The sequence below is a fragment of the Protofrankia sp. CiP1_Cm_nod4 genome (assembly GCF_982290645.1).
In genome coordinates this window covers 2,346-3,786 of sequence record NZ_CEVIVC010000247.1, presented here as the reverse complement: position 1 = coordinate 3,786, position 1,441 = coordinate 2,346, and the positions used below count along the sequence as shown (strand labels likewise).

1 protein-coding gene is annotated in these 1,441 nt (G+C 73.2%); it reads right to left on the bottom strand.

The features are described from left to right. Nucleotides 1-48: 48 nt before the first annotated feature. Nucleotides 49-1,410, bottom strand: coding sequence for an FAD-binding oxidoreductase (locus AC5LSR_RS23645; protein ID WP_493469055.1), 1,362 nt, complete (start codon nt 1,408-1,410; stop codon nt 49-51). Nucleotides 1,411-1,441 lie beyond the last annotated feature (31 nt).

Genomic DNA, 1,441 nt, shown 5'->3' with positions numbered 1-1,441 from the left:
CACCTCTCCCGCGAGAGGACAACGGAAGGGCAGCGGAAGAGGGCGGGATCAGGGGAAGATCGCGCCGGGGTTGAGGATGCCGAGTGGGTCGAGGGCCTGTTTGATCCGCAGTGACAGGTCGAGGGCGTCACCGCCGACCTGGTCGGCCAGCCACGCCTTCTTCAGCCGGCCCACCCCGTGCTCGCCGGTGATCGTGCCGTCGAGGCGGATCGCCAGGTCCATCACCTCGCCGAACGCGAGCTGTGCCCGGGCGGCCGCGGCGGCGTCGGCGGGATCGAAGACGATCAGCGGGTGGGTGTTGCCGTCGCCGGCGTGGGCGATCAGCGCGATCGTCACGGCGCGGGCGGCGGCGATCGCCTCGATGCCCGCGACCAGTTCGGGCAGCCTGGGCAGCGGCACACCGACGTCCTCCAGCAGGACGGTGCCGCGACGTTCGACCGCCGGGATGACGCCGCGGCGGGCGACGACGAACGCCTCGCCTTCCGCCGGGTCGTCGGTGGCCAGCACCTCGGTCGCGCCGTGCGCCTGGCACGCCTCGGCCATGCTCCTCATCTCGAGCTCGGCGGCAAGGTAGCGGCTGTCCGACCGGGCGAGGAGCATCGCGGCCGCGTCGCGGTCGAGCCCCATGTGGAGCATGTCCTCCACGGCGTTGATCGACACCTGGTCCATGTACTCGAGCATCGCCGGCCGCAGGGCAGCGGTGATCGCCAGGACGGCGGCCGTCGCCTGCCGGGTGCTGGCGAACGTGGCGACCAGGGTGCTCGACGGCGGCTGGGCCGGCAGGAGACGCAGCGTCACCTCCGTGATGATCCCGAGGGTTCCCTCGCTGCCGACGAACAGCTTGGTCAGGGACAGGCCGGCGACGTCCTTCAGCCGCGGGCCGCCGAGGCGCACCGCCGTCCCGTCGCTCAGCACGACCTCGAGCCCGAGTACGTAGTCGGTGGTGACGCCGTACTTGACGCAGCACAGACCGCCGGCGTTCGTCGCCACGTTGCCGCCGATCGAGCAGATCTCGAAGGACGACGGGTCAGGGGGGTACCACAGCCCGTGGGCGGCGGCAGCGGCCTTCACCTCGGTGTTGAGCAGGCCCGGCTGCACGACCGCCATCCGGGTGCGGGGACTGACCTCGATCGCCCGCATCCGCTCGGTCGACAGCACGATGCCACCGTCGACGGCGGTCGCGCCGCCCGAAAGGCCGGTGCCGGCGCCGCGCGGGACGACCGGCACCCGGTGGCGCGCCGCCCAGCGCAGGGCCGCCTGCACATGCTCGGTCGACTCGGCGCGCACGGCGGCGAGCGGCATGCCCGCCGCCGGGTCCGCGGCCCGGTCGCGACGGTACTTCTCCAGCAGGTCGGGATCGGTGACGACGACGCCGGCGGGCAGCGCGTCGACCAGTTCGGCGAGCGTCACGTCCACAGCACCTCCCGGGCCGCCGCACCCT